Source organism: Wolbachia endosymbiont of Nasonia giraulti, assembly GCF_048054155.1.
In the GTDB taxonomy this organism is placed as follows: Bacteria; Pseudomonadota; Alphaproteobacteria; order Rickettsiales; family Anaplasmataceae; genus Wolbachia; species Wolbachia pipientis_C.
In genome coordinates this window covers 1-26,355 of the sequence record NZ_JAFEVH010000006.1, presented here as the reverse complement: position 1 = coordinate 26,355, position 26,355 = coordinate 1, and the positions used below count along the sequence as shown (strand labels likewise).

Annotated in this window: 24 protein-coding genes; 18 read left to right on the top strand and 6 right to left on the bottom strand. The window is 34.9% G+C overall.

The features are described from left to right. The first annotated feature begins 37 nt into the window (after positions 1-37). A complete protein-coding gene (locus JR312_RS01640) occupies positions 38-1,105 on the top strand; it encodes a quinone-dependent dihydroorotate dehydrogenase (RefSeq protein WP_010404352.1) in 1,068 nt (355 codons plus the stop codon). Positions 1,106-1,197: 92 nt separating this feature from the next. Next, positions 1,198-1,890, top strand: a complete 693-nt coding sequence (gene rnc / locus JR312_RS01635; RefSeq protein WP_039950902.1) for a ribonuclease III — start codon at positions 1,198-1,200, stop codon at positions 1,888-1,890. Between the two features lie 52 nt (positions 1,891-1,942). On the opposite strand, the gene JR312_RS01630 is transcribed toward rnc, so the two are convergent. From JR312_RS01630 to JR312_RS01620, 3 genes are read right to left on the bottom strand one after another with little or no spacing between them, the layout of a single operon-like run. After that, positions 1,943-2,542 carry an SCO family protein gene (locus JR312_RS01630; RefSeq protein WP_264330776.1) on the bottom strand — a complete coding sequence of 200 codons (600 nt, stop codon included), beginning with the start codon at positions 2,540-2,542 and terminating at the stop codon, positions 1,943-1,945. Positions 2,543-2,577: 35 nt separating this feature from the next. Next, positions 2,578-3,282: a DNA polymerase III subunit epsilon gene (gene dnaQ / locus JR312_RS01625; RefSeq protein WP_416647547.1), complete on the bottom strand. Its 705-nt coding sequence runs from the start codon at positions 3,280-3,282 to the stop codon at positions 2,578-2,580. Positions 3,283-3,296: 14 nt separating this feature from the next. Next, complete coding sequence (locus tag JR312_RS01620) at positions 3,297-3,956, bottom strand: Tim44/TimA family putative adaptor protein (protein WP_416647546.1); 660 nt, start codon at positions 3,954-3,956, stop codon at positions 3,297-3,299. A gap of 163 nt (positions 3,957-4,119) precedes the next feature. On the opposite strand from JR312_RS01620, the gene secB reads away from it, so the two are divergent. From secB to hemB, 11 genes are all read left to right on the top strand, one after another. Continuing rightward, positions 4,120-4,623, top strand: a complete 504-nt coding sequence (secB, locus tag JR312_RS01615) for a protein-export chaperone SecB (protein ID WP_416647545.1) — start codon at positions 4,120-4,122, stop codon at positions 4,621-4,623. 6 nt (positions 4,624-4,629) lie between these two features. Next, positions 4,630-7,233: an aconitate hydratase AcnA gene (gene acnA / locus JR312_RS01610; protein WP_416647544.1), complete on the top strand. Its 2,604-nt coding sequence runs from the start codon at positions 4,630-4,632 to the stop codon at positions 7,231-7,233. A 127-nt stretch (positions 7,234-7,360) separates the two neighbouring features. After that, a complete protein-coding gene (gene putA, locus JR312_RS01605; protein ID WP_416647543.1) occupies positions 7,361-10,501 on the top strand; it encodes a bifunctional proline dehydrogenase/L-glutamate gamma-semialdehyde dehydrogenase PutA in 3,141 nt (1,046 codons plus the stop codon). Between the two features lie 166 nt (positions 10,502-10,667). After that, on the top strand, positions 10,668-11,309 hold the full coding sequence (locus JR312_RS01600; protein WP_064085711.1) for a protocatechuate 3,4-dioxygenase: 642 nt from the start codon (positions 10,668-10,670) through the stop codon (positions 11,307-11,309). Between the two features lie 96 nt (positions 11,310-11,405). Further along, positions 11,406-12,902, top strand: a complete 1,497-nt coding sequence (locus JR312_RS01595) for a leucyl aminopeptidase (protein ID WP_416647542.1) — start codon at positions 11,406-11,408, stop codon at positions 12,900-12,902. Positions 12,903-12,953: 51 nt separating this feature from the next. Then, entirely contained in the window at positions 12,954-13,103 is a 150-nt protein-coding gene (locus JR312_RS01590; RefSeq protein WP_264330769.1) for a hypothetical protein, read from the top strand. 19 nt (positions 13,104-13,122) lie between these two features. Next, positions 13,123-13,335 (top strand): hypothetical protein, encoded by a 213-nt coding sequence (locus JR312_RS01585; protein WP_416647541.1) that lies wholly within the window; start codon positions 13,123-13,125, stop codon positions 13,333-13,335. 5 nt (positions 13,336-13,340) lie between these two features. Further along, positions 13,341-15,389: an NADH-quinone oxidoreductase subunit NuoG gene (gene nuoG, locus JR312_RS01580; protein WP_416647559.1), complete on the top strand. Its 2,049-nt coding sequence runs from the start codon at positions 13,341-13,343 to the stop codon at positions 15,387-15,389. Next, a complete protein-coding gene (locus JR312_RS01575; protein ID WP_416647540.1) occupies positions 15,373-15,822 on the top strand; it encodes a hypothetical protein in 450 nt (149 codons plus the stop codon). Before nuoG ends, JR312_RS01575 begins: the two co-directional genes overlap by 17 nt. After that, positions 15,806-16,831, top strand: a complete 1,026-nt coding sequence (gene nuoH / locus JR312_RS01570; protein ID WP_264330765.1) for an NADH-quinone oxidoreductase subunit NuoH — start codon at positions 15,806-15,808, stop codon at positions 16,829-16,831. The genes JR312_RS01575 and nuoH overlap by 17 nt, the downstream gene beginning before the upstream one ends. Continuing rightward, entirely contained in the window at positions 16,824-17,822 is a 999-nt protein-coding gene (hemB, locus tag JR312_RS01565; RefSeq protein WP_416647539.1) for a porphobilinogen synthase, read from the top strand. Before nuoH ends, hemB begins: the two co-directional genes overlap by 8 nt. A 526-nt stretch (positions 17,823-18,348) precedes the next feature. Here hemB and JR312_RS01560 read toward each other — a convergent pair. Together JR312_RS01560 and JR312_RS01555 are read right to left on the bottom strand one after the other, a co-directional pair. Next, positions 18,349-18,831 (bottom strand): IS630 family transposase, encoded by a 483-nt coding sequence (locus tag JR312_RS01560; RefSeq protein WP_264330460.1) that lies wholly within the window; start codon positions 18,829-18,831, stop codon positions 18,349-18,351. Positions 18,832-18,859: 28 nt separating this feature from the next. Next, entirely contained in the window at positions 18,860-19,207 is a 348-nt protein-coding gene (locus tag JR312_RS01555) for an IS630 transposase-related protein (RefSeq protein ID WP_213864026.1), read from the bottom strand. Between the two features lie 176 nt (positions 19,208-19,383). Here JR312_RS01555 and JR312_RS01550 point away from each other — a divergent pair, with 176 nt between their 5' ends. From JR312_RS01550 to uvrC, 4 genes are read left to right on the top strand one after another with little or no spacing between them, the layout of a single operon-like run. After that, entirely contained in the window at positions 19,384-20,142 is a 759-nt protein-coding gene (locus JR312_RS01550; protein WP_264330763.1) for a phosphatidylglycerophosphatase, read from the top strand. Positions 20,143-20,186: 44 nt separating this feature from the next. Next, positions 20,187-21,026 (top strand): glycine--tRNA ligase subunit alpha, encoded by an 840-nt coding sequence (locus JR312_RS01545; RefSeq protein ID WP_341813171.1) that lies wholly within the window; start codon positions 20,187-20,189, stop codon positions 21,024-21,026. Positions 21,027-21,029: 3 nt separating this feature from the next. Continuing rightward, positions 21,030-23,138, top strand: coding sequence for a glycine--tRNA ligase subunit beta (gene glyS, locus JR312_RS01540; protein ID WP_416647538.1), 2,109 nt, complete (start codon positions 21,030-21,032; stop codon positions 23,136-23,138). Continuing rightward, complete coding sequence (gene uvrC / locus JR312_RS01535) at positions 23,122-24,939, top strand: excinuclease ABC subunit UvrC (RefSeq protein WP_264330760.1); 1,818 nt, start codon at positions 23,122-23,124, stop codon at positions 24,937-24,939. The genes glyS and uvrC overlap by 17 nt, the downstream gene beginning before the upstream one ends. 11 nt (positions 24,940-24,950) lie before the next feature. Here the strand turns inward: uvrC and JR312_RS01530 are convergent, their stop codons facing one another. Next, positions 24,951-25,442, bottom strand: coding sequence for a Smr/MutS family protein (locus JR312_RS01530; RefSeq protein ID WP_416647558.1), 492 nt, complete (start codon positions 25,440-25,442; stop codon positions 24,951-24,953). A gap of 91 nt (positions 25,443-25,533) precedes the next feature. Here JR312_RS01530 and rlmB point away from each other — a divergent pair, with 91 nt between their 5' ends. Further along, positions 25,534-26,301, top strand: a complete 768-nt coding sequence (gene rlmB, locus JR312_RS01525; RefSeq protein ID WP_416647537.1) for a 23S rRNA (guanosine(2251)-2'-O)-methyltransferase RlmB — start codon at positions 25,534-25,536, stop codon at positions 26,299-26,301. Positions 26,302-26,355: the final 54 nt, after the last annotated feature.

The following is a 26,355-nucleotide window of genomic DNA, read 5'->3' as shown; positions in this document are numbered from 1 at the left end:
TTGATAAACCTCAAGCTTTCTAAATTATTCTTGTTGCATGGTAAAAAATAAACTAAAAATAAGCAAAGTGTTTTACAAAATGATATTACGTAATTTATTGTTTTTACTGCCGCCTGAAATTGCTCACTCCTTGGTAATAACGGCGTTAAAAAAGATGCCCTGTAGGAAACCTATAGAACTACCTAAGTCTTTAAATGTAAACTTTTTTGGTAATAAAATTAGGAGTCCTGTAGGTCTTGCTGCAGGTTTTGATAAAAATGCGGAAGTTGTAAAGCCGATGCTCTCATTTGGTTTTGGATTTATTGAGGCTGGTACTGTAACTAAACATCCCCAATATGGAAACAAAAAACCGAGAATTTTTCGATTAATTAAAGATGAAGGAATAATTAATAGATTGGGATTTAATAATAAAGGAGTAGACTATTTTCTTAAACAGATAAGTGAAACTAAACTTGGTGATTGTATTTTTGGTATAAATATAGGAAGAAACAGTACATCAAAGGACCAAATCAGCGATTATGTTGACTTAATAAAGATAGTATATGGAAAGAGCAATTATATAGTACTGAACATCTCATCCCCAAACACACCTAACTTGCGCGATTTGCACAATAAACAAGAATTATCCAAATTGTTGAAATCTATCACTCTAACCCGGAAATCAATCGATAGCTCTGAATCCATACCGATAATATTAAAAATTTCTCCAGATATAGATCAGCAAACAAAAGAAAATATCGCTGAGCTTACACTAGAATATAAAATTGACGGCTTAATAGTAAGCAACACTACGATAAGTCGAGATTCTTACTATAATGAGAGTGGTGGGTTGAGCGGCAGACCATTGTTTCAACTTTCAACCGAGTTATTGAGTGATATGTACAAGCTTACTAAGAGCAGGATTCTATTGATAGGATGTGGGGGAGTTTCAAGTGGTATTGACGCATATGAAAAAATAAAGGCAGGAGCCTCTTTAGTACAACTGTACACTGCTCTCGTATATCAGGGGCATCAAGTTGTGAACAAAATCAATCTGGAGCTTGCAGAATTGGTAAAAAGAGATGGATTTAGTAACATTACTGAAGCAGTGGGTTGTATACATTGATTTTGGAAGTTATTGATATTGTTTTAGTAAAGTAGAGCTAACTTTTTAGTGTAAAGGTATGATAGGGAGTGCTTTTCTTTTGAATGATGAACATGAAAGTTTTGAACGATATAATATCTAAAGTTATTAATTATAAATTTACAGATCATGCAATATTAGAAGAGGCATTAACCCATCCAAGCGTAAATAAAAGGAATAGCGAAGACCAGATCGTAAGCTACGAAAGGCTAGAGTTTTTGGGCGATAGTATTTTGAACATGGTTGTATCTGCTATGCTGTTTAAAATGTTTCCTGAAGAAAAAGAAGGAGCATTGGCAAAAAGAAAAACGGATCTAGTTTGTGGCAGTACCATTGCTAATGTTGCTAAAGAAATAGAGTTAGGTAACTTTATCATCATGAATAATAGTGAACGTTGCAACGGAGGGAAATGTAACTTAAAAAATTTAGAAAATTCGCTTGAGGCACTAATAGGTGCAATTTATATTGACGGTGGACTTGAGAGTGTTGAAAAATTTATTATCCGACATTGGGAAAAGCTAGCTAAAGACATCCTCGATCCTCCTCAAGATCCTAAAACTTCACTGCAAGAATGGACTCAGAGAAATAAATTACCTTTACCAAAGTATGAGCTTGTAAAACAAACCGGACCAGCACACAATCCTGAATTTACTATATCAGTTTGCATAGAGAGTTATGACAAAGTTTCTGCATGCGCTCCTAGTAAGAAAATTGCTGAACAAAAAGCTGCTGAGTTGATCCTAGAAAAAATTAAAAAAACGACTTAGTTTAATCAAAATAGCCGTTAGCATAAATTTAAAGTAAGCTAAGCTCTTTAGTTCAGCTTACATATTTTTTTATCTCAGCCAGAATCTTATCAGATTGACTTTCATCTGAATTTAAATCAGCTACAAAGTGTGTGACATATTTTCCTTCAGGGCCAATAAGGTATATTATTGAAGAATGGTTAATTTCCTCTTCTCCACCTACTTTGTTTGCATATACTTTATACTTTGCAACTACTTCATCTATTTTTTGTCTTTCACCAGTTAGCATTTGTATTCTATGGTCAAATTGCTGCTGAAATTCTTTAAGCCTTTCTATGTTATCGCGCTCAGGATCAACTGTGATAAAAAATGTTTGTATCTTATTGTCAGTTTTCTTATCTAACTTTGCAAGTGTTTCTGAAATTATTCCGAGGTTCATAGGGCAAATTCTTTTGCATGAGGAAAATCCGAAAAAAATCATCATATACTTATTTTTAAAATCACTACTGCGTACTGTTTGTCCGTCTTGATTAATCAAAGAAAAATCCCCACCTATTTTAATTTCTGTATTTTGTGAAACAAATATGCCTTGCTTGGTAAAATAACAATAACCTAAGAAGATAGCTGCTACTGTTATTAGCAAACTAGACAATAACCTTATAAACTTTATCATTAAAGCGTTTCCAATAAAGTTAAATCATATCTTGATTAGTTGATTGATTCAATATATTCCTTCCAAAGTGGGTTGTTAATTTTATCTAACAATTTCTTATGCTCATCAATTTCTTTACTACTTGGTGAATGTTCTCTGCGAGCTAAATTACGCACTTTATGCTGAATAAACGTAGAGTTATTGTCCTGAGCACATTCATTATTAAATAAAAAGGTTTGCAATCCTCCTGTAAGCTCAACATAGACCTTTGCAAGCAATTGAGCATCAACTAATGCTCCATGCAACTCTCTACCTTCCAACGATATATCAAAACGTTTACATAATGCATTTAAAGAAGCAGGTGATCCTACAAACTTTTTTCTTGCAAGTGGTAATGTATCTAGCACTCTATCTGAGGAAATTAACCCAGCATTTAACTTGCCTAACTCCATATTAAGGAACTTAATATCAAATTCAGCATTATGAATTACCAAGATGTCATTAGATATGAAGTCAAGAAATTCAAGTGCAACATCTGAAAATAGTGGCTTATCTTCCAAAAACTCCTCACTAATACCATGAATCTTAAATGAGTGGTAAGGTATATCTCTCTCTGGATTAAGATATCGATGAAATGTTTTACCTGTTGGAATACGGTTAATTAGTTCTACACATCCTATCTCAATAATTCGATGGCCAGACTCAGTGTCAAGACCTGTAGTTTCAGTATCAAGTACTATTTCTCGTAGCCTACTTTCCATAGGTGTAACTAATCTTACTTGTCATTTGCTGTTAAATTTTTATCGGTACTTGCCTTCTTATAGTTAATGGAAACAAGCAACCAGGTTGGATCTGATGAATTAATATTTTTTTTGAATTGCCATACATCCTCAACTTTGTTAATAGTAGACATACTACCTGATATGATGTCTCCTTCACCATTCTTAACGAAGTGAATTTGCTCTGAAAGGAAGTATAATGCAATAAATACTACGTTTTTTACTAGCTTTATTTCTAAGATTTTTTGTAAAACAATAGAAACAATTATAGACTCGTGTATCTCTTTACGATGTTTAATCTTATCCACAAAGCTATTATACAAATCTTTGTCCAGAAGAGATTTTAATTGAGGTAAATTTCCTTGGTTGAAATATTTAATTATTAATTCAAAAGCTATGCTTGAACCTTCTATAAAATTGGAAATAGAGAACTTTCTGTTTTTTTGTAATATTTGTTTATAAGTAGCTTCTATTGAACTTTTGTTATTGCTATAAGTATAATCTTCGATATTTTCTACCACATCCTCTTTACTTTGACTTACATCTAATACACCTGTTAGCTTTTTTAGATTGAGACTGGATGATCTTCCTAAAGAATTATATAAGCGTGAAAAAATAAACGCCGCTAGTAAAGCATATATTACAAGCTCTATCATGGTAACTTACTCCTTGATATATAAAGTATCTAAATATTATTAATTATTGATAAAAATATGTTTTTCATATTAACCTATAGTTAGGTTTACTATTCATTTGTAAATGGATATATTATATAAGAAAGTATTAAACATCTCAACTTAATTAAAGGAGACGTAAGAAATGTCACAACACAAAATGAAAATTCATGGTCAGTATGTCAAAGATTTTTCGTTTGAGAATCCAAATTCGCCATTCCTTCCTTCTAGTAGAGCTCCTGATATTAATGTAATGGTTAATATTAATTCAGCAAAATTAGAAGGAACAGAAAATAAAAAAGGAATAAGTGAAGAAAAGCCTTTTCATGAAATTGCTTTGCATATAGAGGCCAAAGCAACGGTAAAAGATGAAGATGTAAAGGATGATATAGCTTTCATTTGCGAGGTAAAGTATTGCGGTATTTTTTCAATAGAAAACTTTACAGAGCTAAGTGAAGAAGAGGTGAGACAAGCTTTATTTATTGGTGGACCTACTTTTCTTTTCCCTTTTGCAAGAGAAATAATTGCAAGAACTACAAGTAGTGGTGGGTTTCCTCCACTTATGCTAGATCCTATAGATTTTGAAACTATGTATCAGCAGCAAAGTCAACAACAAAAAAGTAGCGCTAGTAATTCCAATTTTAACTAATACAGGATGAACAATTCTTTAAATGCAAAGACGACTTTAAATATTGATGGAAGGTTATATAACTACTTTAACCTAAGTAACGCTGGTAAATTCTTAGGAGTAAATTTAACCAAATTGCCTTGTTCACTCAAGGTATTGCTTGAAAATTTATTGCGCAATGAAGATGGAGTAAGCGTTAAATTAGATGACATAAAGATATTAGCAAATTGCGTCAAGAAACACATTAATCACGAAATTAGCTACAAGCCAGCAAGGGTTTTGATGCAGGATTTCACAGGAGTTCCTGCTGTCGTTGACTTAGCTTCAATGCGTAATTATGTGAAGAAAAACGGAGGTAACCCAAGCAAAATAAATCCATCTGTACCTGTTGATCTTGTGATCGATCACTCTGTTCAAGTAGATAGTTACGGAAGCACTTCTGCATTTGGTAAAAACGTTGCACTGGAAGTAAAAAGAAATTTGGAGAGATATCAATTCTTAAAATGGGGAGAGTCATCCTTCACAAATTTTAGAGTAGTGCCACCAGGTACTGGAATTTGCCACCAAGTGAATCTTGAATATTTAGCGCAAGTTGTATGTAACGATAGCGGAGTTCTATATCCAGATACCTTAGTCGGTACAGATAGTCACACTACTATGGTAAATGGTTTATCGGTTCTTGGTTGGGGTGTTGGTGGAATAGAAGCTGAGTCTGTGATGCTTGGTCAACCAATTAGTATGGTAATTCCAGAAGTAGTAGGATTTAAATTAATAGGAAGACTTTCAGAGGGAGTAACAGCAACTGATCTAGTGCTAACGATTACTAATATCCTGAGAACAAAAGGCGTTGTTGGCAGATTTGTGGAATTTTATGGTGATGGCTTAGATTGTTTATCTTTGGCAGATAGAGCAACCATAGCTAATATGGCTCCAGAGTATGGTGCAACTTGTGGATTCTTTCCAATTGATCAGAAGACACTAGATTATTTAAACTTAACTGGAAGGCCAAAAGAGTTGGTTAAATTGGTTGAAGTCTATGCAAAAGAACAAGGGCTATGGCGTAGTAATGACGAATTGGCGTTCTTTGACACACTGGAGCTTGATTTATCGAGCGTAGAGCCGGTAATGGCCGGTCCAAAAAGACCGCAAGATAAGGTTTTTCTTTCGCAAGTGGCAGAATCTTTTTCTAAATCATTTCCAGTTAATGAGTCAGAGGAAAGCGATAAACTCCAAGATGGAAGTGTAGTTATTGCAGCAATAACAAGCTGCACTAATACTTCAAACCCAAGTGTAATGATTGCTGCTGGACTTGTAGCGCGTAATGCAGTCAACCTTGGATTAAAATCAAAGCCTTGGGTTAAAACTTCTCTTGCTCCAGGGTCACAAGTTGTAACAGAATATTTAGAAAAGTCAGGGTTACAGGAAGATCTAAATGCTTTGGGTTTTAATTTGGTTGGGTACGGCTGTACAACTTGTATTGGAAACTCCGGTCCGCTTCATGAAGATATAGAAAGTGATATTAAGGATAAAAACTTGACTGTTGCAGCAGTTTTATCCGGTAATCGTAACTTTGAAGGAAGAATCCATCCTTTAGTCAAAGCTAATTACTTGGCATCTCCGCCACTTGTTGTTGTGTATGCACTTGCAGGTACTGTACAAATTGACCTGACAAAAGATCCTATATGCAAAGATAAGAATGGAAGTGATGTTTATCTCAAAGATATATGGCCAACAAATAGTGAAGTTGAGAGCTGTGTTAAAAGTGTTGTGACGCGTGAAATGTTCATACAAAAGTATAAGGATGTTTTTTCTGGTGATGAGCATTGGCAAAAGATAAGGTGTGAGAAAAGTGAAATCTATGATTGGGACGCGAAAAGCACTTATATACAAAACCCTCCCTATTTTGATGATTTATCGACTAAGAACAATAAAAGCAACATAGTTGATATAAAGAATGCGCAAATACTAGCGATGTTTGGCGATAGCGTCACTACCGACCACATTTCCCCTGCTGGAAATATTGCCTCAAATAGTCCTGCAGGCATATATTTAAAAGGTCTTGGAGTTGAACCGCAAGATTTCAATTCATATGGATCTCGCCGCGGTAACCACAACGTAATGATGCGTGGAACCTTTGCTAATATCAGAATAAGAAATAAAATGGTGAGCGCTGAGGGTGGCTATACAAAACATATTCCTTCTCAAGAAACTATGTCAATTTTTGATGCAGCAATGCAATATAAAAGAGAAGCTGTTCCATTAGTTGTCATTGCAGGAAAAGAATATGGTACAGGTTCAAGTAGGGATTGGGCAGCAAAGGGTACTGCATTACTGGGAATTAAAGCTGTGATTGCAGAAAGTTTTGAACGCATACATAGGTCCAATTTGGTCGGTATGGGTGTTCTTCCACTTGCATTTCAGGATGGAGTAACGAGAAAGATATTTGATGGTAGTGAGATAGTGAGCATAAAAGGTGAAGTAGTACCAAATGGAAATCTAGAATGTATCATTAAAAGAAAGGATGATTCAGAGCAATCCATTCAACTCAAGTGCTGTGTACAAACTGCAACTGAGGTTAAGTACTTGATGAGTGGTGGAGTGTTGAGCTATATACTTGCGCAGTCCTTTTGAGCTATCACAGTCATTAACTAGGTTTTTTGAATCGATTCTCGCTCTTTATTTAAATAATAATTTATTCGATGCAAAGTTATGATATAATCTTACCTTATATATGGTAAAGGGTGTTTTGTAGATAATTATGATCAGTTCTATACAAGAACCTAACGCATTACGAAAACGATTGCAGGCATTTTATCGTGCTGATGAAAAAAGTCACGTACGTTATCTTGTAGAAAAATCAGAACTTTCGGCTGATTCAAAAAACATAATTTACAATATTGCAAAACAAATTGTCGAAAAGATTAGAGGTAGTAAATTAGGCATTATAGATTCTTTTATACAACAGTACTCACTTTCTAACGACGAAGGAGTAGCGCTAATGTGTCTTGCTGAATCATTACTTAGAATACCAGACGATTACACAATAGATGAATTGATCAAAGATAAAATTGCCAACCAAGAATGGAATAAACACTTGGGGCGTTCCTCTTCGTTGTTTGTTAATGCTTCTACATGGAGTTTAATTATAGGAAGCAGTATATTAAGAAACAATGAAGAGGATTCAAAATTCTATCACATAATTTCCAGGTTATTGAAAAATTTAGGAGAGCCAATAATCCGCAAAGCGGTGAAACAAGCAATATCCATTCTTGGCAAGCATTTTATTGTTGGAGAAACTATAGAAAAAGCATTGGAAAGCGTGAAATCAGATGACTACAGTAAGTATTTATGCTCTTTTGATATGCTTGGTGAATCTGCTTGCACAGTTGAGGATGCGGAAGAGTATTTTAATTTATACATGCATGCAATAAAAGCCATAGGTGAAGCTGCTGACATAAATGATTGCTTTAAATCTCAAGGGGTTTCAATCAAATTGTCTTCACTGCACTCACGTTATGAATTTAGCCAATTTGGTAATATAGCTGAAGAGCTGAGAGCTAAGTTGCTGGAACTGTGTCATGAAGCGAAGAAATATAACATTTCACTTTGTATAGATGCAGAAGAATCAGAAAGACTTGAGATGTCATTAGTTTTATTTGAGCAATTGCGTCTTGATGATTCACTTTCTAAGTGGGAGGGGCTTGGCTTGGCTGTGCAAGCGTATCAAAAACGTGCTTTATCTGTTCTTGATTTTGTTGAAGATGTTGCCATTCGATCAAAGCATAAAATTATGGTGAGGCTTGTAAAAGGAGCATATTGGGACTCAGAAATCAAGCGCACACAAGAATTAGGGTTAATTGGTTATCCGGTGTTTACTAGAAAAAGCCACACAGATGTATGCTACCTTGCCTGTGCGCAGAAACTTTTAAGCAAAGAGAATCACTTTTATCCATGTTTTGGAACTCATAATGCTTATACTTTTGCTACTATAATAGAGCTTGCCGATAAAAATCATCCTGGGTTTGAGTTTCAGCGCTTACATGGAATGGGTAAAAGTTTGTATGATTATGCAATTTCAGAACTTGCAACAAGCATCAATTGTCGTATATATGCACCAGTTGGTAAACATAGTGATTTATTGCCATACCTTATTAGGCGCCTTCTTGAAAATGGAGCTAATAGCTCGTTTGTCAATCAAGTAAATGATTCTGACGTTAAAATTGAAGAATTAGTCTCAGATCCATTAGAAAAAGTAAAAAGCTTAGAATATGAGCCTCATCCAAGCATTCCGTTGCCACGAGATATTTTTGGAGAGGAAAGAAAAAACTCCTTGGGAATGGATATTAGCAATTCAATTGCAGTTTCACAATTTGCAAATGATGTAAGGGAATTTAGTGAAAAGAAATGGCAAGTTGGCCCAATAATTGATGGAGAGTCGTTTCTTGACAATGCGGAATTTACCGAAGTAGTGAATCCTGCACATTTGGAAAATGTAATTGGAGAAGTGTCAAGTGCAACAAGTGCTCAGGCCTTAAATGCTCTTGAAATAGCACATAGTGCTTTTACTAAGTGGCAGAATGTTTCAGTAGAAGAGCGCGCTAAATGCCTTGAAAAAGCTGCAGATTTGCTTGAGGAAAGGATGAAAGAGTTAATTTATATTCTGATTGTAGAAGCAGGAAAAATTTTATCCGATGCAATAGCAGAAGTAAGAGAGGCAATCGACTTTTTGCGCTATTATGCAATGATAGCAAAAAATGAACTGAATGACTGGAAAAAATTGCCAGGTCCAACAGGTGAAGATAACTTCATCTTTTTTGAAGGCAGAGGAGTTTTCTTATGCATATCACCGTGGAATTTTCCACTCGCTATCTTCATTGGACAGGTTTCAGCTGCACTTGCAGCAGGTAATGCAGTGCTGGCAAAACCGGCAGAGCAAACGCCGATTATTGCCTATGAAGCCGTTAAGATACTACACGAAGCTGGAATACCAAAAAATGTGCTACACCTTATTCCAGGGGATGGTTGGTATTTAGGTAAAACATTAGCACCAGATAATAGAATTTCCGGTGTAGCTTTTACTGGTTCAACACAAACTGCTCAAATAATTAATCGAATGCTTGCTAGTAGAGATGGTCCTATTGTGCCACTTATCGCTGAGACTGGTGGATTAAATGCTATGATTGTTGATAGTTCTGCTCTTTTAGAGCAGGTAACTAAGGATGTTTTAATTTCTGCATTTCGCAGTGGCGGTCAACGTTGTTCTGCTCTCAGAGTGCTATTTATTCAAGAAGATATAGCAGAAAAACAGATAAAAGTGATATGCAATGCAGCTCAAGAACTAAAGATAGGTGACCCAATACAACTGAGCACAGATATTGGTCCAATAATTGACAAAGCATCTATTGATATGCTCACTAAACATACGGAAAAAATATCAAGGGATGAAGATTCAAACCTTTTGTCCAAGGTACCCATGGATACAAATTCTTATAATGGTTATTTCTTTCCTCCGTACATTTATGAGATACAAAAAATTTCGCAATTAAAGCAAGAAGTGTTTGGGCCTATTTTACATATCATACGTTTTAATAAGTCGCAGTTAAATGAAGTTATAAGTGATATAAATAATACAGGATATGGACTTACGTTTTCTTTGCAAAGCCGTGTACAAAGTCAGATCGATTTAATAAGCAAGAAAATATCAGTTGGAAATGTATACATCAATCGCAATCAAATAGGTGCAGCAGTTGGAACACAACCATTTGGCGGTAGAGGACTGTCAGGTACCGGACCAAAAGCTGGTGGTCCTAATTATCTGCAACGTTTTTCTATAGAAAAGGTTGTAAGTGTCAACACTACAGCATGTGGCGGTAACATTACACTTGCGTGTTTGGATTGATTTGCAATTTCTAAATTGGAAGTCCGTGCAGTTGTGTATGCAGTACTAAAACCTAAAACTCATACACTGAAAGGATAGTTGTGATTCTAAGGAGGCTTCAAAGAAAGTCTTGTCTTTAATAAAAGAAAAAGGTTGCTATAATTCTGATAAAAGCACTATAAACAAAATGAATGTAAAAAATATCTTATTAGCGTTTTTAGTACAATTTATATTCGATTTGTCATTATTTGCAGCTGATCCTATTTTGCTTAATTGTATTGAAACTCCAGGGATTTATGATCTTGAAACAAGGCCAAAAAGCTTTAACTCTTCAAATAATTTAAGAAGAAAACCTGGCTCTCCAAATAATGCAGCAGGAGAATTAATAAATGTAGTGGGTAGAGTTACTGATGTAAATTGCTTACCGATACAAAATGCTGTGGTTTCTATATGGCACGCAGACTCACTTGGCATGAGCTATTATGATGAAAATGTGGAGCTTGATCCAAATTTTGCTGGATCAGGAAGATTTGTAGTAAATAACCTTGGCTATTATAATTTTATTACAATAGTACCAGGTAAAATTGGTGATAGGGCTCCACACATCAACTTTTTGGTCCAACATCCAGATTTTCCAGAATTCACAACACAAATGTTTTTTGCTGATCATAATTGCGATAACTGTGATGATCTTCTTCTTGGTAATCTTATTGAGAGTGGACTTGCAAGCCTTCTGATAGCACCATTTACTTATAACAATCAGGCTATGAAGACCTACACATTTAATATAACCCTAGGTGGGCATAACAAATTTTCTGATAAAAGATAAAGCCCTTGCATATCAGGGGAGTTCATAGTAGTCTTAAGCGCTATTGTACTTAAAATGTATATGAAAAATATCTTACTAATGTTTTTACTATGTTTTATGTGCAGCTTACAATTATTTGCAACGGAGATGTCAACGATGAAGATAACAATTTCTAAAGCTTTACCCGGTTTTGAGACGCTAGTGGTAGGTTTGTTTGAGGGTGATAAGCTCATAACTAATGTTCTACAAGATAAGCAAGCTATAGATAACATCAAGAAATTTAGTGATTTTAATGGAGGTTTTGGTGAATTTTTCTCCGTTACTTCATCAGAGGGAAAAAATATTATAGTTGCTGGTCTTGGAATGAGAGATGAATGGGATGAAAGCGAAGGATTAAATATTGGTGGTAAAATATATTGTGAGCTAAGCAGATTAAGAATCAAGCGAGCGGCAATCTCAATCGAAGGCAATGCAGCAAATGTTGCATACGGTGCATTTTTGCGCAGTTTTAAATTTGATAAGTATAAAACCAAAAAGGATGAAAAAGTTACAGAAGTAGAGGAGATCACAGTGCTAACGAAAGATGAGCAATTCAGTAGTGCTGAAAAATCATTTGAGCGTTTAAGACAAGAAGGTGAAGGCATATTTCTTGCACGTACTCTTACCATTGAACCACCTAATGTTTTATATCCAGAATCCTATGCTGATTATATAAAAACCGAGCTTACTAAGCTTGGCCTTGAAATCGAAGTGCTTGGTAAGAAGCAGATGGAAGAGAAAAAAATGGGAGCATTGCTTGGGGTAGCACAGGGAAGTAGTAAAGAGCCAAAATTAGTAGTGATCAAATGGAATGGAGCTTCCAAGGAACAAAAGCCTGTAGCTTTTGTGGGTAAAGGCATAACGTTTGATACTGGTGGAGTGTCACTCAAGCCTTCGCGTGGCATGGAGTCAATGAAATATGACATGGCGGGTTCTGCTACTGTGGTTGGGGTGATGCGTACTCTAGCTGGACGAAAAGCAAAGGTAAATGCAGTTGGTGTAGTTGCACTTGCAGAAAATGCAGTGGACGGTAATGCTCAAAGACCAAGTGATGTAGTAACTTCGATGTCTGGACAGACGATAGAAGTGTTGAACACTGATGCAGAAGGAAGGCTCATACTTGCAGATGCTTTATGGTATACACAAGATAGATTTGCACCGAAATTTATGATTGACCTTGCAACTTTAACTGGTGCTATAGTGGTTGCACTGGGAAATAATGAATATGCTGGTCTTTTTTCAAATAACGATGAATTAGCAAATCATCTGATTGATGCAGGAAATGAAGTAAATGAAAAATTATGGCGCTTTCCTATGAATGAAACTTATAACAAAATTATTGATTCGCCGATTGCTGATGTGCAAAATATAGCTCCTGCAGGTTCTGGTGGAGATAGCATAATGGCTGCACAGTTTTTACAGCGTTTTGTGAATGAAACTTGCTGGGCACATTTAGATATTGCAGGCACTGCTTGGCACGAAAAAGGTACTGACATTTGTCCAAGAGGAGCAGTAGGTTTTGGTGTAAGGTTACTTAATAAGTTAGTTGAGAAGTACTACGAAGCGAATGATTAAAGGTCTTTATATCGGCTTATTCATGGCTACATAAACGTTTATTTTCGAGAAATGAAAGTAGCTGATATATATTTCTTTTTTTCTGGTCAGGCACTGGAAGAAGTGACTTTTTATTCAAATAATGATTATAATAAGAGATCTATTGAAACTTTAAAGCCATTTAGCATTGACGGTGTATACTTAAGTGTTAAAATAAAATAAGAAGTTTTTAGGAGTTTATATGGCAGTAGGTGGAAAAGCAAAGACAGCTAGTAAAAATAACCCTACTCAGCGTAAGAAAGCCGAGCAAAAAATGTATAAAGATAAACCGGTAAAACCTGTTAGATATATAGATCGTGACTCGCGCATGAATTACATGTCTGCTCAATATGACAACGGCAATCTGGTTGAAGATGAGGTAAGCGGCAATCCTGTAAAGTGGGAAGCTGTATAATAGTTGTGGTTAAAGTTACTATTAATTCTAAAGAATGTGAAGTAGAGCATGGGCTCACTATAATTCAAGCTTGTGAAATTGTGGGCGTTGAAATTCCACGTTTTTGTTATCATGATCGTTTAGCAATCGCTGGTAACTGCAGAATGTGTTTGGTTGAAGTGGAGGGTGGGCCTCCAAAACCAGTAGCTTCTTGTGCAATGCCAGTTGCAGAGGGTATGGTTATTCACACGGATACTCCCAAGGTAAAAAAGGCGCGTAAAGGAGTGCTCGAATTTTTACTAATTAATCATCCACTTGATTGTCCAATTTGTGATCAAGGTGGTGAGTGCGATTTGCAAGATATAACAATGGTTTATGGGAAAGGAATAAGCAGACTTGATGAGCATAAAAGAGCTGTGCCAAAAAAACATTTTGGTCCGCTGATTGAAACTGCAATGAATAGATGCATTCATTGTACTCGATGTGTTAGATTTTTGTCCGATGTTGCAGGTACAAATGAACTTGGAGGAATTGGAAGGGGAGAAAATATAGAGATTAGCACTTACATAAAAAGGCATATTAGCTCTGAATTATCTGGAAATATCATAGATCTCTGTCCGGTAGGGGCTTTAACTTCAAAGCCTTACTCCTTTACAGCGCGTCCATGGGAGCTATCACATTGTGAGACTATAGACGTGCTGGATGCTGTAGGAAGCAGTATTAGAGTTGATTATCGCGGTCCTGAAGTGATGAGAATATTGCCAAGGCTTAATGAAGAAGTGAACGAGGAATGGATATCAGACAAAACTCGCTTTGCTTACGATGGACTCAAAGTACAACGCCTCGATCGACCTTATATAAAAAAAGAGGGCAAATTAGTGCTAGCTGATTGGAGTGAGGCATTGACTTTTGCTGCAAAAAAACTAAAGGGCACGAAGCCAAACAAAATAGCTGCAATTGCAGGTGATTTAGCAGATTGTGAGTCTATGCTTCTGCTGAAGGAAGTGATGCATAAGCTTGGTTCAGTAAATCTAGACTGCAGACAGGATGGAGCAAAACTTATACCAAGTAATCGTGGATCTTATGTGTTCAATACCACTATCGAGGGTATAGAAAATGCAGATTTATGTCTGCTTATAAATACAAATCCAAGAATAGAAGCACCAATAATTAACGTAAGATTGAGAAAGAGATATTTACAAGGTAATTTCACTATTGCAAATATTGGCCCTAATCTTGAATATCTATATAATGTTGAAAGATTAGGTGATGGTCCAAACGTTCTAAAAGAAATAGAAGAGGGAAATCACAAATTCTGCGAGTTACTGAGTGCGGCTCAGAACCCTATGCTAATTATCGGTCAAGATGCATTAATAAGAGATGATTCTGAATCAGTTTTAGCTCTAGCTGGCAAAATTGCAGAAAAATTTAACATGACCAGAGATGACTGGAATGGCTTTAACGTACTACATAAGGCTGCAGCAAGGGTTGGTGGACTAGATATTGGATTTGTTCCTAGCAAAGGTGGAAAAGACATTAATCAGATACTAAAGCAGGCAGAAAGTGGTGAGGTGGAAGTTGTTTATCTTCTTGGCGCAGATGAAATTGATACATCAAAATTAGAAAATACATTTGTAATTTATCAAGGACATCATGGTGATAGGGGAGCGCATATAGCAGATGTCATTCTACCTGGAGCTGCATACACAGAAAAATATGCAACTTATGTAAATACTGAAGGGCGAGTACAGAGAACAAATTTAGCTGTTTTTCCTCCTGGTGAAGCAAAGGAAGATTGGTTGATTATAAAAAATTTATCCCAATATTTGGGTCTTTCCTTGCTATATGATAGTTTATTTGATGTTAGGAAAAAATTAGACACTATTGGTCCACAGTTTAGAAATGCTGATCAAGTGGTAAAAAACACATGGGTGCCAATTAGCAATGATGGGATAAGCTTAAGTAATACACCTTTCACTTTAAAGGAGTGTAATTTTTATATGACGGATTCAATCAATCGCGCTTCAAAAATAATGTCATATTGTACTAAGGATTTTTATGAACAATCTACTTAATATTTTATTTATTCTAACACCATTATTACTGATAATTCTGGTATATTTTCAACGAAAATTAAACTCTATATTTTTGTGTAAAGAACAAAATGCATTAGAAAAACAGTTCGTTTATAAGCTACTTTATTTTATCAATGATATTATTGTACTATTTACTGAAGGATATGTATGGATGGCAATAACATTTATTATAGTTACCGAGGGAAGAGGGAATTATTTGCCTCTCACAATGATCTTAATTATGATGTCACTAGTGTCATTCATATGCATATCATTTTACTATTCTATTAAGCTAAATGCTGTACAGAAAAATGTTGTCCTATTGATTTCAATAGGGACATTGTCTGCTGTGTCTAGAGGACTTGCTATATTTTTTATTGCCACAATTATGAACTATTTTTTTGATTTAGGGTTGCATGTACTTGATATTTGATATTCTTTTTCTTCTTATTCCACTTTTGCTTTCAGTAGCATATTTAGTGTACTTTGAGCGTAAAGTTATTGGTGCAATTCAACTAAGGCATGGTCCAAGTGTAGTAGGGCCATTTGGTTTATTGCAGCCGTTTGCAGATGCTATCAAATTGATAATTAAAGAGCCGATAATACCATTTAGAGCAAACACAATACTGTTTATTATGGCTCCAATGATCACCTTTATTTTAGCATTAATTTCCTGGGCAGTTATACCATTTGGAACTGAAATAACTACAGAAAATGGACAGCAGGTAATAATCCCTAAGGTAATAGCAAATATTAATGTTGGAGTGCTTTATGTTCTAGCTATATCCTCTTTGGGAATATACGGCATTATTATTGCAGGCTGGTCTAGTAATTCTAATTACGCATTTCTTGGCGCTATAAGGTCAGCTGCTCAAATGATTTCATATGAAGTTTCAATAGGTCTAATAGTTGCTACAGTTGTTATTACAACTGGCACATTAAATCTTGGAGAGATGGTGGTAGCGAAACATAATATGCCATTTTGGATTGATTTATTACTAATGCCTATAGGAATAATATTTTTTATTTCTTTGCTTGCCGAAACTAATCGTCACCCATTTGACTTACCAGAAGCTGAAGCAGAGCTCGTCTCTGGGTATAACGTCGAGTATTCATCAATGCCTTTTGCTCTCTTTTTCTTGGGAGAATATGCAAATATGATTTTAGCAAGCGCTATGATGACAATATTCTTTCTAGGAGGGTGGTATCCTCCATTAGAGCTTAGTTTGCTGTATAAAATTCCTAGTTTAATCTGGTTTGTTTTGAAGATAGTTGTACTTTTGTTTATGTTTGTTTGGATTAGAGCTACAATACCTCGTTATCGTTATGATCAATTAATGCGTCTTGGTTGGAAAGTATTTTTGCCAATATCGGTACTTTGGGTAATACTCATTTCAGGAGTGTTGCTTTTTACTGGGAATTTGCCTGGATCCAATGTTTAATTTCCCAAATACAAGGTTAAGGCGTAGGCGCTCAGGCAAGTGGATTCGCAATTTAACAAGTGAAAGCACTTTATCAGTAAATGATTTGATTTTTCCCTTATTTGTTCATGACGGAGAAGAAACAATTGAGCCAATTTTTGGCTTACCTGATATCAAATGTTATTCAATAGATGGATTAATTTCTATAATTCAGAAAGCTAAGGACTCGGGGATTAATGCTGTTGCAATTTTTCCTGTAGTTGATAGTAAACTAAAATCTGAAAACGCCGAGGAAGCGTACAATCCTGACAATTTAATCTGTAAAGCAATTTGTGCTGTAAAATCAAATGTACCGGATATTGGCATTATTGCAGACATTGCACTAGACCCATACACTACTCACGGTCATGATGGCATTTTAAAAAGCAGTAGGATAGATGTAGAAAATGACGAGACTGTGTCAGCATTATGTAAGCAAGCACTTGTTTTAGCAAAAGCAGGATGCGATATAGTTGCTCCTTCTGATATGATGGATGGCAGGATAGGAAAAATAAGAAAAGCATTGGATGATAATGACTTTCAGAATGTGTCAATATTGTCCTATGCAGTAAAGTACTGTTCTAGCTTTTATGCGCCATTCAGGCAAGTTGTCGGTTCGTGCGCATCATCAAATTTTATCGACAAAAGTGGTTATCAAATGGATTATAGAAATGCACGTGAAGCAATCTGCGAAATCGAAATGGATATAGATGAAGGTGCAGATTTTATTATGATAAAGCCGGGTATGCCATACTTAGATGTAATAAAAACAGCAAGTGAAAAGTTTAATTTTCCGATTTTTGCTTACCAAGTAAGCGGTGAATACGCAATGATAAAAGCTGCAGCAAATAATGGCTGGCTGGATTATAACAGAGTGATTTATGAGTCCTTAATTGGTTTTAAACGTGCAGGTGCAAGTGCAATATTTACCTATGCTGCACTTGATGTTGCAAAAAATTTGGTATCTACTTAGCAGTGTGGAACATCTAAGTAGGTAGCTTGCCGAAGTGACTTGACAAACCTTCCCACTTTCCTTATCATATCAATAAGAGTATTTATCCTTGTTTTTAATCTCTGCAGATTTAACAACAAAATTCAGTAAAAAACTCAGGTATATATTGGCAGATTACATAAAATTATAGCGGCTGCATGTCTTTTTTATTTTTTCTACATTCAGCCAAAATGCGCTTAAAATAAGCGTTAGCACATTATTACAATGCCAATTTACATTATTATAGGGTCAAAACTCACTACTAGGGGATTCTTTTGCCTTTTTCTCGCTTGGTAAATTTTTAATATTTATAGTTAAAGCTTCAGGCCAGCGCGTGACGCATAGCTATACGGAGATTAAAGATGTCATTCAAGTAGCTGACACTGGAATCCAGGAATTTTTTGAGCACAAAGGAGATCTTATTCTAAGTTTTTATTGGTAAGAGCACTGGGATGACAAGAAGGGGATAGCACTGGGATGACAAAAAAGGAGGCTACTATAGTATTTTCTAAAATGGATGATAAAGTTCCATTATGGTATTACCAACCAAAAGCTGTAAGTCTGTATATTTATACATGAGAGGTCTGAGGCGGCTTTTGATGGTATGCCAACAGTATTCTATAGGATTCAAATCTGGTGAATATGTTGGAAGATACAGCAAATGACAGCCAAAAGACTCTATTAATGATTTTGTTTTAGTGGTCTTATGAAATGTAGCATTATCCATAACTATAGTTGTGCCAAGTGGCAATTTAGGTAATAACATCTTCTCCAACCATGTATTGAATACCTCTTTGTCACACCCACCTTTGAAAGTCATTGGTGCAATAAATCTCTTTCCAATCCACCCGGCTACTATACTGATTCTCTCTCGAGTTCTCCCTGGAATATCTGCATAAATTTTCTTTCCTCTTGGAGCGCGTCCATATTCTCGGTATAACTTATTATCAACTCCTGCTTCATCTATATATAAGATGCTGGAATGGTCTATTTTTGAGATTTTATCAATAAATTGCTCCCTATCTTCTTGATTGCGCTCTTGATATAGTGTGACTTTTTTTTAAAGTAATTTTTAGCTGTTTTAGTCTATACCAAATTGAGTTTATTCCAAATCCAAGATTTTGTTTCATCTCTGCCAGAGTATGATCTGGATTCTTTGTAACATATTCTTCGAGTATTTTGGGGTCTATTTTTCGAATAAAGCTACCGTTTTTAGATGGCTTGAGGCTTTCACCAGCAGCTTTCTTTTTTAACCAACGGTACAGAGTTGCTATTCCTATCTCCATAAGCTCTGCTACCTCAACCTTTGTCTTACCTTTTTCTATCATCAATACTGCCTTTTCCCTTAAATCCACACTATATGCCATTATAACTCAAATACTTTATTATACCTTTATCATTTACTTTAGGAAATACTATAGTATAAAGGGGCAACGGTTTAGATCGTTTTTAACTATTTGCCTTTTTTCTATGCAAGAAGTGTATTGATAAGTCCATTACAATTCAGTATTGTGAAAAATATAAGTCAAGTGTTAGTTAGGACATGGGGATTTTTTTTCAATTTTTGGGTAAGATGCTAGGCAAGGTTTTTCCTGCCAAAATAGTAAGCTCTTTTTTAGGAGTAGGATATTTACCGGGTTGGCAGCATTATTGGTCTTCTTTTCTAATATTATTTATTACCGACATTATATTAATGCTTACATACGGAGGTGATTTTATACTATATAAAATGCCGAATTCAGGCATAGTTGTAGCTGCTATTTTTACCAAGCTAGCAATAGTTATGTTAGTGCTGCAATTAGTTGCAATATCCATTTTTCACATTCAAGATCCTTCAGCCAGCAGTGATGAGAATATAGTAGTACAAATAGCATCAGGACAGGTGATGACTGTTGCGTTTTCGATGCCGGCAATAATGTCAATTTATTATATTGTAAGTAAATTCTATTTAAGTATATGCAAGGCAATACTTCAATGTCCATTTTGGTTTAATGATCTTATGCATTTGTTCTTTTTCTTTATAATACCTTATTTATTTTTTAATATTGTAGAAGTAATAAAACCATGGCCGATAAGTACGATACAGCTTAGTTATAACAATGCAATATCAATCACATTTGAAGGGATTTTTCATGTGTTTTATGCAGTGATTTTATTGTACTTGACTGCATTTATATTCTGCGATCTGACTATGCATGATGCGATTGTTTTAAACAAAAGCATATTTGAGTATGTAAAAGAAAGTTCAATAGCCTTGAGTGACTATTTTCATGGCACTATTAAAAAAATAAGTATAGAATAGTACTTATTTGCTTATGTATTCAGTTTAAAAGATATACAGTTTGCGTGAATCTACAGGATATAATAAAGGGATTACAAGATTTTTGGGCAGATGAAGGGTGTACTATACTTCATCCATATACGTCTGAAGTTGGAGCTGGAACACTACATCCCGCAACAATCATGTCAGCAATTGACGAAAAATCAACAAAAATTGCGTATCTACAACCAGTAATAAGACCTACAGATGGGCGTTATGGCGACAACCCTAATCGCTTATATCAGCATCATCAATACCAAGTTATAATAAAACCATCTGGCAGCAATTTGCAAGATGTTTACTTAAATAGCTTAAAAGCTCTTGGTGTATCGACAAAAGAATATGATATTAAGTTTATTGAAGATGATTGGGAAAACCCAAGTGTTGGCGCATCGGGACTTGGCTGGGAAGTTACATGCAATGGAATGGAAGTAACACAACTTACTTATATACAGCAAGTGGGAGGCATTGACTGCAGAATAATTCCTGGTGAGGTGGCATATGGGTTGGAACGTTTAGCAATGTGCATACAAGGTGTAGATAATGTTTACGATATAATGTGGAACGATAATGGTGTAACTTATGGAGATATTTTTAAACAAAGAGAGCGAGAGTTTTCTTACCTGGCACTTGATTATTATGATACTAAAGTAGTACAACAGCAGTTTGAGGATACAGAAAAACTGTGTAAATTCCTTGTTGAAAAAGAATTGCCGATAGCAGCTTATGACCAATGTATTAAAACGAGCCATCTACTTAATCTACTTGATGCAAGAGGTGTGCTTGGTGTGAATGAACGTACAGCCTATATTGGTAGAGTGAGAGAGTTAACAAAAAAATGCTGTGAATTATATAGAGCAAAGTAGAATATGTTGTCACAATTATTGTTTGAATGTCTTTCAGAAGAAATTCCATCAAGAATGCAGAATTCATCTGCAGCTCAGGTTAAGAGCTATATCACTAATGCTTTTAGTAAAAATAATGTGAAATTTGCATCTATAGAAATTTATGTGACTGCGCGTCGCATTGCTCTTTTTATTGATGGCATAAGTGCTTTGGAGCTAAAAGATTCTAACAATGAGATTAAAGGACCAAGAGTTAATGCACCGAAAAGTGCTATCGAAGGTTTTTTGAGAAAAAATCGGAAAGGTGAAGAAGATTTACTCATTCGCAAAGTAAACGATGAAGATTTTTACTTCATGAAGAGAGAAAGCTGCTTATTTAACATCAACGGGTTTCTCAAAAATCAACTGGAGGAAATGCTAAAAAACTTTTCTTGGCCAAAGAGTATGAGATGGAGTGAAAGAAAAGAGAGATGGGTTAGGCCAATTAAAAATATTCTATGTATTTTAAATGACGAAATAATACCTATATCTTTTGCAGGGGTTACAGCATGCAACGTGACGTGTGGTCATAGGTTTCTTTCAGGTGATGCAGTACTTACTGTTAAAACACCCAAAGACTATTTTGAATTGTTAGAAAAAAATAATGTCATTCTCCAGTTGGACAAAAGAAAGCAATTTATACTAGATCAGATTAATAAGTTTACAAAAGAGGAGAACTTACAACTTGAAAAAAATGATTATTTGCTTAATGAATTGGCAGGGCTTATAGAGTGGCCAATAGTATTATTTGGTAAAGTAAAATCATCAGAATTACCGAAGGAAGTAATACTTAGTATAATTAATACGCAGCAAAAGTATCTTGCTTTAAGTGATGGACAGAAAATATCACATTTTGTTACTGTTGTAAATGTTAACAATAATGAAGTTGCCAAAGGTCATGAAAGAATATTAGAAGCACGTCTTGCTGATGCCCAATTTTTGATGTCTCAAGACAAAAAGGAAAACCTAGATTACTATGTCAAAAAATTGAGCTCTATTTCATTTCATGCTTCGCTCGGTAGCGTAGAAGAAAAAGTGAAGCGTATTATCGCTCTTTCAAAGTATATAGCGATATTTATTCCACATGCTCCACTAATTAAAGTTGAACGTGCTGCATATTTAGCAAAGGCAGATCTTGCAACGTTGATAGTGAAAGAATTTCCGGGATTGCAAGGATTAATGAGTGGATATTACGCTTCTTACTTTCAAGAAGATAAAGAAGTAGTAGAAGCTATAACTGAGCACTATAAGCCAATTGGATCGGAGCAAGAATGTCCTAAATCTCCTACTGCGATTGCTGTAGCTATTGCAGACAAGATGGATAGTTTGGTTGGTTTAATTGCAGCAGGTGAGAAAATCTCTGGTTCGTATGATCAGTTTGGTTTGCGGAGAATGACAATTGGTATAATTAGAACAATACTTGAAAATAATTTGCATATTCCAATTAGATTGCTGATAGATAAGTCAGTATCTTTATGTTCAAGACTTCTATTGAATAAAAATATAACTCCAGTTAATAAGCCAAGTGAAAAACAAATTTCAGAACTAGTATTTAAATTCTGCTTAGAAAGGTTCAAGATTATTTTAAAAAACAGAAATATAAGGCAAGATGTTGTAGATTCAATACTATATAAAGTCGATATTAATGATCTGCTGAAAGCGGAAAAGCAAACTGTGATATTGGATCGTTATCTTAGTACAAAAGAAGGTGAACAGGTTCTAAGCACTTATAAAAGAGCCAGTAATATGATGAGCAAAGTGAGAAAAAGTGATGGCACTACTTATAATGCATCTTACAGTAAGAAGTTTTTGATTGAAGATGAGGAGATTGCGCTATCAAATTGTGCTATAGCTGCTTGTAAAAACATCAAACAAGCGATAGAAAATAACGACTTTAATACAGCGCTTGATGAACTTGCTCGTTTTGCTCCATTTATCAATCAATTTATGGACAGTGTAAAGATTAACTGTGATTCTAATGAGCTTAGAATAAACAGGTTATCTTTGCTTGCAAATATTGTTTCTACCTTTCATTTAGTAGCAGAGTTTAACCTTATACAGGTTAAACAATTGATAAATGCTCAGGCAATATAAGGAACAAATCAAATCATCTCCACAATCCTGTGGCGTTTATAAGATGGTTGGAGATAAGAATAAGGTTTTATACATTGGTAAAGCAAAAAACTTGAAGTCGAGATTATCCGACTACCTTCAATTCGAAAACCTTTCTGAACGAATCAGAGTAATGATCTCACAGGTTATTAAGGTTGAAATATTCATCACTGAGAATGAAATCGAAGCATTGCTTCTTGAAGCACAGTTAATAAAATCGTTAAAACCATCTTATAATATTTTGCTTAGGGATGGAAAATCTTATCCTTATATAACAATTTCTAAGCATGATTATCCAAGAATAGCGAAATATAGAGGTAAGTTTAAGAAGAATGAGTTTCATTACTACGGCCCTTTTCCATCTGCTGCTGCTGTTAAGAACACTATATTATCATTGCAAAGAGCTTTTCTCTTGAGAGTATGTTCAGATCAATATTTCTCTTCAACAAAAAGACCATGTCTTGAGTATCAAGTTAAGCGCTGTTCAGCACCATGCGTAGATAAAATTACAAAAGATGATTACTGCAAATCAGTAAAACAAGCACAAGATACTCTGCTAGGAAGGAATAAAGAAGTGCAAAGACAGCTATTTTCTACAATGGAAAAGTGCAGTAGGGAGATGAACTACGAGCTTGCTGCCGTCTATAGAGATCGATTGAAATTTCTTCAGCAAATTCAAATGCAGCCAATGGATTTTTCTTTTGAAGAAGATGCAGATTTCTTTAGCGTTGTACGTGAGGCAGACTTAGCATGCATTGGTGTACTATCTTTCAGAGATAAAGGTAACTATGGAAGCATTCCTTACTTCATTGAGAATTGTAGTGATCATCCAAATGATGAAATTTTATCCACCTTTTTGGTCAATTTGTATAATCCAGTTAGCACACCACCAGCACAAATTTACGTTCCCGATTTTATTAAGGATAAGGAAATTATAGAACAAGTACTTTATGCTCTTACTCAAAAATCAATAAGAGTTTTGCATACGAAAAATAGTAAAGAGCGTGATTTGTTGAATTTTATTTACAATAATTCTAAGCATAGCCTAGAGCAGAAGCTTACTGATTATAGAAATAACCTAGAAAAGCTCGAAGAGCTTAGGAAGATTTTCTCGTTACCAAATATTCCAAAGCGTATCGAGGTTTATGATAATAGCCATATATCTGGAAATCAACAAGTTGGTGTGATGATTGTTGCAGGGCAGGAAGGTTTTTTAAAAAGTGAATACAAAAAATTTACTATAAAAGAAGAAATTTCAGGTGATGACTATAAAATGATGAGAGAAGTGCTGACTAGACGTTTCTCTGGCAATATAAAAGATATAATCCCTGATTTTTTACTGATTGATGGCGGTCCAGGACATGTTTCCATAGTGCATAATGTGTTGGAAATATTGAATATAAAAGTTCCTTTTGCTTGTATGGCGAAAGGTCATGATCGTAATGCAGGAAATGAAAGATTTTATGTGCCGAGCAGAGAAGAATTTACTCTAGCAAGTGACAGCAAGGTCATGCTTTATTTACAATTGCTGCGTAATGAAGCTCACCGTTTTGCAATAACTTCGCATAGAAAAAAACGCGATAAACAATTTTTTGCTTCACAATTAAGTAAAATATCCGGTGTTGGCAGTAAAAGAAAGAAGGCACTCATGTCTCATTTTGGTTCGGTAGAAAATATAAGCAAAGCTTCTCTAGCTGAAATTCAAAACGTACCTGGAATTAGTAAAGGTTTAGCAGAAATCATTCTTCAACACGTGAATTCTAAGAAAGGTACTCCTAAATAGGTACTCTAAAATTAACCTTTATTTCTTCTTAATAAGACATAAAAAGCTCCTTTGCCACCATGTTTTTTTATGGCTTTCTGATAGTATAAGATCATATTCCGAACTTTTGTGTCATTCAACCACTTATTTAAGCTATTCTTTATAGTGTCTATTTTATCTGTACTATTACCATGCCCCGTAATTACCAATAAGCACCTATTCCCTGCTTGATAATTTTTGATAATAAAATCTATCAATTTACAATAAGCATTATCTATACTATAGCCGTGCAAATCGAGTTTATCGCTTATAAAATATTTGCCCCTATCGATCTTTAATTTTGTATTGTAGTCAAGACAAAATGATGAATCACCATTATCAGTATTAAGAAAATTTTCTTGTAAACTAGAGGCACCTTTATCAATCATAGATTTTATATTTACTTTGTGATCAACTTTCAAAGTAACTTTTCCACATTCTGTTGGCTTAACATTTTTTTGCCAATCTAACTCATCATCTGACATAAATTCATTAATTGAACTCATAATTTTACAACAATATATAAACACAGTAAAATATTGCTTACTCTATAAAAATCTGATTTTTAATAATGAGATGAAATCATCAAAAGCTAATGAAAACTGTTGGATATATGGAAAGCACACTTGTATTTCAGCATTAAGAAACAAAAATAGGCGGTGTATAGAACTGTTAGTAACAGAAAATTTCTACAGAGAATTTGAGAAAGAAATTAAACAATGTGCAGATAGTAAGGGCATTAAAGCTCGACTGGTAGAGAACAAAATGTTCAATGATGTTTTACCCAAAGGTGTAAATCACCAAGGAATTGCTTTAAAAGTTACTCCTATTTTTCACAGCTTAAATATTGAAGAAATAGCTGAAAGATCAGGTGAAAACTCTACTATAGTCATTTTAGATCAAATTACTGATACACACAATATAGGTTCGATTTTAAGAACCTCAGCTTGTTTCAACATTGATGCATTGGTTTTACCGTATCACCATTCACCAAGCGAAAATGCATCTATCGCAAAAACAGCAAGTGGCGCATTAGACATTGTTCCTCTAATATACGTTACAAACATAGTAAAGACGATGGAGTCTTTAAACAAGATAGGCTACTGGTGTTATGGGTTTGATTGCAATGCAAAGGAAAATATAGATGAAATAAAGAATTTTGGGGAAAAAAGAGTAATTGTTTTTGGTTCTGAAGAGAAAGGAATGCGGAGGCTAGTTAAAGAAAGTTGTGATTATCTTTTAAAAATCCCAATGTCAAACGTAATTGATAGCCTAAATGTTTCAAATGCAGCAGCAATAGGACTATATTCCATTTACATTAAAACAAAAATCACTGCAAATTAGTTGCAATAAAACGGGAACGTTCAAAAAAGTGTGTCAAACCGAAAAAAAAGTAAT